The organism is Janthinobacterium sp. GW456P, from assembly GCF_002127655.1.
In the GTDB taxonomy this organism is placed as follows: Bacteria; Pseudomonadota; Gammaproteobacteria; order Burkholderiales; family Burkholderiaceae_D; genus Janthinobacterium.
In genome coordinates this window covers 1-6,283 of record NZ_NEHB01000059.1, presented here as the reverse complement: position 1 = coordinate 6,283, position 6,283 = coordinate 1, and the positions used below count along the sequence as shown (strand labels likewise).

The following is a 6,283-nucleotide window of genomic DNA, read 5'->3' as shown; positions in this document are numbered from 1 at the left end:
GCGCAAGCCCGCGCGGCGCCCGCCGTGCCCGCCGCCGTAGTGGCGCAGCGCGCCGCCTGGGAGGCCGATGTGCGGGCGCAGGATTTCGCCCCGCCGGCGCCCGCTTGCCAGCCTGATGGCGAGCTGGCCGCCGCCGTCGCCTTCCAGTCCGATGCCGAGGCGGGCGCGATCGCCGCCCACCGGCAATTGGCGCGCACGGCCAGGAATGCACATGCGCCAAATGGCAAAACAGCGGGTAATGCTGCGGGTAAAACGGCGGGCGCGGCAGCGCCGAAGTCGTCGGGCCGGCGCCGTCGGCAGGGCGGCAAGCCGGCGCCCCTTGTCGCCGGGAATGGCGAAAAACCTGGAGTCGCGTGACTTGGGTGAAGTGCTGGACGATGCGCGGGGTCTGCGCCGGCGGTCGCGCCCGTGGGGCTGCGTATAATCATTCCTTCTCAATCAAGGAGTGACCATGCACGATGCGATGCCCCCACACCCGGTACTCGGTGTGATCGGCCGTTCCGGCAGCGGCAAGACGACCCTGCTGGAATTTGTGGTGAAGGAACTGGCGGCGCGCGGCTTGCGCGTCAACCTGGTCAAGCATAGCCACCATGACCTGGCGCTGGAACCGCCGCAAAAAGACAGCGCCCGCCTGCGCATGGCGGGGGCGGCGGAGGTGCTGGTGGCGTCGCCGTATCGATTTGCCATCGTGCATGAGCTGCGCGGGGCACCCGAGCCGAGCCTGGCGCAGCAATTGGCCCGCATGGGGCCGGCAGACCTGACCCTGGTCGAGGGTTTCAAGACGGATCCCATTCCCAAGCTGGAAGTGTTCCGTCCGGAAGTAGGGCAGGCGCCCCTGTATCCGCATGACCCGCATGTGATCGCCGTCGCCTCCGACAGTCCGGCGCCGGCCGACTTGCGCGATGGCGTGCAATGGCTGGACTTGAATGCGCGCGAACAGGTGCTGGCCTGGTTGCTGCACAGGCTGGAAAAATAAGCTAAAGGTTTGCCGGCGGCATCCGTTAACAAGGGTAGAACCTCATTGGAGAAACGTATGGACGTCGGAAGCATTGCTCAACTGTCAACCACGATGGCGGAGACAGGCACGCGGCAAGCCGTCGGCTTGACTGTCCTGAAAAAAGCCCAGGATATCCAAAGCTCGACCGCCACCGCCTTGCTGGCAGCGTTGCCACCGGTACAGGCGGCACCGAGTCTGCCGGCTCATCTCGGTAACCGCATCAACACGACTGCCTGAGCGCGGTCCCGCGGCGCCAGTCTGGCGCTCGCCATAGATACGCCCACACCACCGTCATCGACGGTGGCGCGTGGGCGTTTTTGTCTGTCTTTTTGCCGCCCTTTTCGCCTTCCTCCCGTCTCCGTTCGCCATGATTCGGCCGATTCAGTAGAATGACGTCCATCACCTCGCGTTGTCCATCGTGCAGCCCGGGGCGTGCCCACTTTACTTCGACCCATGCAAGAGGAATCCCCATGAATAAACGTCAAGCTCTCATTGCCGCCGCCCTCGCTGGCCTCTGTGCCGGTACTTCCGTCAATGCGGCCGCGCACGATGGCCCCGCCCCAGGCGACAAGGAAAAATGCTATGGCGTGGCCAAGGCCGGGCAGAACGATTGCGCCTCGTCCGATGGCGCGCATTCCTGCGCGGGCCAGGCGGAGGCGGACAACTTGCCCACGGAATGGGCGTATGTAGCCAAGGGGACGTGCGAACAGGCGGGAGGCTCCGTCAAGCCCATCAAGGCCGGCAAGGCTGCCAAACCGGCCACGCAGCCGTAAGCGTTCGCCGCCTGCCCATGCCGCGGTCCATCCAGGCGCTTGCCGGCGTCGGCTTGCGCGCCGCGCACTACCGCGATTTCCTCGCGCGCCGGCCCCAGGTCGGCTGGCTGGAAGTGCACACTGAAAATTATCTGCAGCCGTCGGGCTGGGATAGTCACGTGCTGCAGACCTTGCGCCAGGATTACCCCGTCAGCCTGCATGGCGTGGGACTGGGCCTCGGTTCCGCGCAGGGCTTTTCCGAAGCCCATTTGCGGCGCGTGCGCGCCGTGGTCGAGCGTATCGAGCCGGTCCTCGTGTCGGAGCACTTGTGCTGGGGCGCCGTGGCGCAGCAGCAACTCAATGACCTGTTGCCGCTGGCTTTGAATGGCGCCGCCCTGGATCTGCTGTGCGCAAGAGTCGGGCGGGTGCAGGATGTGCTGAAAAGGCCGATCTTGCTGGAGAATGTCGCCACTTATCTGCGTTTTGCCGACGATGCCATGAGCGAAGCGCAATTCCTGGCGGAACTGGCGCGCCGCAGCGGCTGCGGGTTGCTGCTCGATATCAATAATCTGTATGTGAACCAGTGCAACCACGGTGAAGATGCCTTGGCGGCCATGCAGTCCATCGCGCCGGACAGCGTGGGCGAGCTGCACCTGGGCGGCCATCTGCTGACGCCGCACGCCGTGATCGACCACCATGGCGCCGCCGTGGCCGATCCCGTCTGGGAGCTATATGCGGCCGCCTTGCGGCGCTTTGGCGCCATTCCCACTCTCGTCGAATGGGATACGGATTTGCCGCCGCTCGATGTCCTGCTGGGCGAAGCGGACAAGGCGCAGGCCATGCTGGCGCGCCATGCGCCGCAAACGCCATCATGGCAGGCAGCGTCGCCGCTGTCGCCGCCGCTACCCGCGTCGCTTGATGCGCTGGCGGCTGGCCAGCAGGCATTTGCCATAGCCTTACTCGATACTGCGGCAACATTGCCAGCGTTCGCGGGAGAGGCGGTGCCGCAGCGTTTTTCACTGTACCGCGGCAATGCGAGCGCCACCTGGCGCCGCACGCTGGCGCACGCCTATCCCGTCGTGCTGGCGCTGGTGGGCGAGGATTTCTTTGGCGGCCTGGCGCGCGCGTATGGCCGGCAGATGCCATCCGATAGCGCCGATTTGAATCAGTTTGGCGCCCGTTTCGCCGATTTTCTGGCTGCTTTCCCGCCCGTGGCCACATTGCCCTACCTGCCGGACATGGCCCGCCTGGAATGGGCCTTGCACCTGGCCCATTACGCGGCCGATGCGCAAGCGCTGGCGCCCGAGTCGCTGGCCGCTTTGCATCCCGATCAACTGGAAGCGCGGCGTTTTACCTTGCATCCGGCTTGCACCTTGTTCGCGTCCGACTGGCAGGTGGCGGCCTTGTGGCAGGCGCATCAGGAGGAGGACGGTACGGGGATGTTTCCGCAAGATCTGCAGGTGGCGAGCTGGGCACTGGTCTGCCGGCCGCGCTGGAAAGCGCAGTTGCTGGTACTCGATGCGGCTGCGCATGCCGCCTTGCAAGCTTTGCAGCAGGGACAGGTGTTTGCTACCGCGCTCGATGCGGCGTTCGAACTGGATCCGGCCTTCGACTTGGCCGCGCACCTGCGCCAGTGGCTGGCGCATGCGGTGCTGGCAGCGTGACGGTTTATTCGAAGGCCCGCAGCAGTCGCGCTTCGCCCGTCTGATCGCGGTACAGGGCATTCGCGGCCAGGGTGGCGTCCATCATGCGCGTGACTTGCTCTTCTTCAAAGCGGGCCAGTTCGGCGGTAGCCGCCACGAGGGCCAGTTGCAGCCTGGCGCGCGCGCTTTGATACAGGCTGCTAGTATATTTGTCTGTGTTACGCAGTAATTCTTCCGCGTTTTCTATTACCTGGCGCAAGTCGCCGATCAGGCGTTCCTGGCTGCGCGTACCTTGTTCGGGCTGGTCCATGGCGCTTCCCTTCTGCAATCGATATTTATCTGACAATAACGACGTCTTGCAGCTTGATCCAGGCAGCCGACTGGCGGGGCTGGCTGTACGCATGGGGCCGCTTTCGCGCCCCATGCCGGCATCAAACGGGAGCGACGACCGTGATACGGATATCGCCCACGCTGACGACCTGGCCGGCGCGGATCTTGGCGGTCTTGCGTAATTCCTTCTTGCCATCGACCTTCACTACGCCGCTATCGACCATGACCTTGCCTGCGCCACCGCTGTCGCACAAGCCGACCAGCTTCAGCAGCTGGTTCAGCTCGACGAACTCGGATGTTAAATCAAAGCTTACTTTTTGCATTGTATCCCTTATTGCAACGATGTGTTTTCAACACTGAATGACAGTGTCAACTAAGGTCATAGTTTACATGAAGCGAGGGAGCATGCAGGCTGAGCCTTAACTTTTGTTGGGCTGTGTCATCTCCAGCGGCACGATCCATGCGCTGAATTGCTCTTCCGTCACAAAGCCCAGGGCCAGCGCCGCTTCCTTCAAGGTCGTGCCTTCGTGCTGGGCTTGCTTGGCGATTTGCGCCGCTTTGTCGTAGCCGATGTGCGGCGCCAGTGCCGTGACCAGCATCAAGGAGCGTTCCATCAGTTCGGCGATGCGGCCACGGTTCGGTGCAATGCCGTGCGCGCAATGCTCGTCGAAGCTGCGCATGCCGTCGCCGAGCAGGCGCGCGCTTTGCAGGAAGTTGTGTGCAATCAAGGGCTTGAAGACGTTCAATTCGAAATTGCCCGAGGCGCCGCCCACCGTGATGGCCACATCGTTGCCGAAGACCTGGCAGCACAGCATGGTCAGCGCTTCGCACTGGGTGGGATTGACCTTGCCCGGCATGATGGAGCTGCCCGGCTCGTTTTCGGGGATGGTGATTTCGCCGAGGCCGGAACGGGGGCCGGACGCCATCCAGCGCACGTCGTTGGCGATTTTCATCAGGGCCGTGGCCAGGGTTTTGAAAGCGCCATGGGCGGCGACCAAGGCATCGTGGGCGGCCAGGGCGGCAAACTTGTTGCTGGCCGTCTCGAACGGCTGGCCCGTCAGGCGCGCCAGTTCGGCGGCGATGCGGCCGGCAAATTCCACGTGGGCATTCAATCCCGTGCCCACGGCCGTGCCGCCGGCGGCCAGCTGCAGCAGCGGCGGCAATGCTGCCGTGATGATGTGCTCGGCAAAGTCCAACTGTGCCACGTAGCCGGAAAATTCCTGGCCCAGGGTCAGCGGGGTGGCGTCCTGCAAATGCGTACGCCCGATCTTGACGATGTCGGCAAACTCCGTGGCTTTCGCGTCCAGGGTGGCGCGCAGCTGGCGCAGCGGCGGCAAGACCGTGTTGGCGACGGCCAGGGCGGCCGCCACGTGGATGGCGGTGGGGAAAATGTCGTTCGAGGACTGGCCCAGGTTCACGTCGTCGTTCGGGTGCAGCAGGCGCTCGGCGCCGCGCAAGCCGCCGATCAGCTCGGAGCCGCGGTTGGCCAGCACCTCATTCATGTTCATATTGCTTTGCGTGCCGGACCCCGTTTGCCAGACGGCCAGCGGGAATTCTGCGGCGTGCTTGCCGGCCAGCACTTCGTCGGCCGCCTGCGTGATGGCGATGGCTTTCTTGCCATCCAATAATCCCAGGTCCAGGTTGACGTGGGCGGCCGCGCGCTTGACGGTGGCCAGGGCGGCGATCAGTTCGGGCGGCATCTTTTCCGTGGAGATATGGAAATGCTCGAGCGAGCGCTGCGTTTGCGCTCCCCAAAGCCGGTCGGCGGGTACGTCGATCGGGCCGAAACTGTCGCGTTCGATTCTGCTACTCATGGCATCCCTTTCATCGATGGAGGTGGATCGAGTGTACTCCAGACGTCAAAAAGGCACAGGATGATGCTGTATTGCATCATTTTTGCCATGGCCCATCTATATTTTTGCGATTTCCTGCCGTTAAAGACAGGCGAGTTCCCCTTCTTATTCTGTTATCAAAGCGATCAGTCCATGCACAGCAGCATCCTTCCCCGTTGGTCTTTGATCGCGTGCGCCGCCGCCAGCCTGGGCTTGCCGCCCGTCATGGCCGCTGAATTGGGCGAGATGGCGGTGCTGTCGCACGTGGGGCAGCCTCTGCTGGCTGAGCTCGAACTGACGGCCCTGGCGCCGGATGAGGCCAACGGCGTGGCCGTGCGCCTGGCCTCGTCCGATGTGTACCGCGGTGGCGGCATCGGCATGGATCCGGCCCTGCAAACCTTGGCGATCGGCCCGTTTGAACGCGGTGGACGCCATTATGTGCGCGTGGCCACGCGGCAAGCAATTCAGGCGGGGCATGTGCACCTGTATTTATTGCTGGGCAATGGTAGTGGCGCCGTCGTGCGCCTGGGCACCTTGTGGTTGACGCCGGCGCCGCCTGCTGCCGTACTCGTCAGTGCGCCAGTCCGGCCAGCTATTCCGTTGCCCGCGCCTGTTTCCACGCCTGTGCCGTTGCCACGCGCCGTACCCGTCGCGCCATCGCCCGATGCCGCCGCGCTGGCGGCCCGCGCGCGGGCCGAGGGCCTCGTGCGTCCGGCGCGCGTGTTCGTG

8 protein-coding genes and 1 pseudogene are annotated in these 6,283 nt (G+C 64.3%); 6 read left to right on the top strand and 3 right to left on the bottom strand.

What is annotated here, in order from left to right:
• The 5 genes and pseudogenes from CBW66_RS29175 to CBW66_RS28070 all read left to right on the top strand — a co-directional run.
• Positions 1–357, top strand: a pseudogene (locus CBW66_RS29175) (hypothetical protein); the annotation flags it as partial.
• Between the two features lie 94 nt (positions 358–451).
• Positions 452–976, top strand: a complete 525-nt coding sequence (gene mobB, locus CBW66_RS28085) for a molybdopterin-guanine dinucleotide biosynthesis protein B (protein WP_086141005.1) — start codon at positions 452–454, stop codon at positions 974–976.
• A 57-nt stretch (positions 977–1,033) separates the two neighbouring features.
• Positions 1,034–1,234, top strand: a complete 201-nt coding sequence (locus CBW66_RS28080) for a YjfB family protein (RefSeq protein WP_086141004.1) — start codon at positions 1,034–1,036, stop codon at positions 1,232–1,234.
• A 233-nt stretch (positions 1,235–1,467) separates the two neighbouring features.
• On the top strand, positions 1,468–1,770 hold the full coding sequence (locus CBW66_RS28075; RefSeq protein WP_070313700.1) for a DUF2282 domain-containing protein: 303 nt from the start codon (positions 1,468–1,470) through the stop codon (positions 1,768–1,770).
• Positions 1,771–1,787: 17 nt separating this feature from the next.
• A complete protein-coding gene (locus CBW66_RS28070; protein ID WP_086141003.1) occupies positions 1,788–3,413 on the top strand; it encodes a DUF692 family multinuclear iron-containing protein in 1,626 nt (541 codons plus the stop codon).
• A gap of 4 nt (positions 3,414–3,417) precedes the next feature.
• On the opposite strand, the gene CBW66_RS28065 is transcribed toward CBW66_RS28070, so the two are convergent.
• From CBW66_RS28065 to fumC, 3 genes are all read right to left on the bottom strand, one after another.
• Complete coding sequence (locus CBW66_RS28065; protein ID WP_086141002.1) at positions 3,418–3,702, bottom strand: hypothetical protein; 285 nt, start codon at positions 3,700–3,702, stop codon at positions 3,418–3,420.
• 121 nt (positions 3,703–3,823) lie between these two features.
• A complete protein-coding gene (locus tag CBW66_RS28060) occupies positions 3,824–4,045 on the bottom strand; it encodes an RNA-binding S4 domain-containing protein (RefSeq protein ID WP_035825476.1) in 222 nt (73 codons plus the stop codon).
• 96 nt (positions 4,046–4,141) lie between these two features.
• On the bottom strand, positions 4,142–5,536 hold the full coding sequence (gene fumC, locus CBW66_RS28055; RefSeq protein WP_086141001.1) for a class II fumarate hydratase: 1,395 nt from the start codon (positions 5,534–5,536) through the stop codon (positions 4,142–4,144).
• Between the two features lie 171 nt (positions 5,537–5,707).
• Between fumC and CBW66_RS28050 the strand changes: the two genes are divergently transcribed.
• On the top strand, positions 5,708–6,283 hold a 576-nt coding region (locus CBW66_RS28050; RefSeq protein WP_367379992.1), incomplete at its 3' end, for a FimV family protein.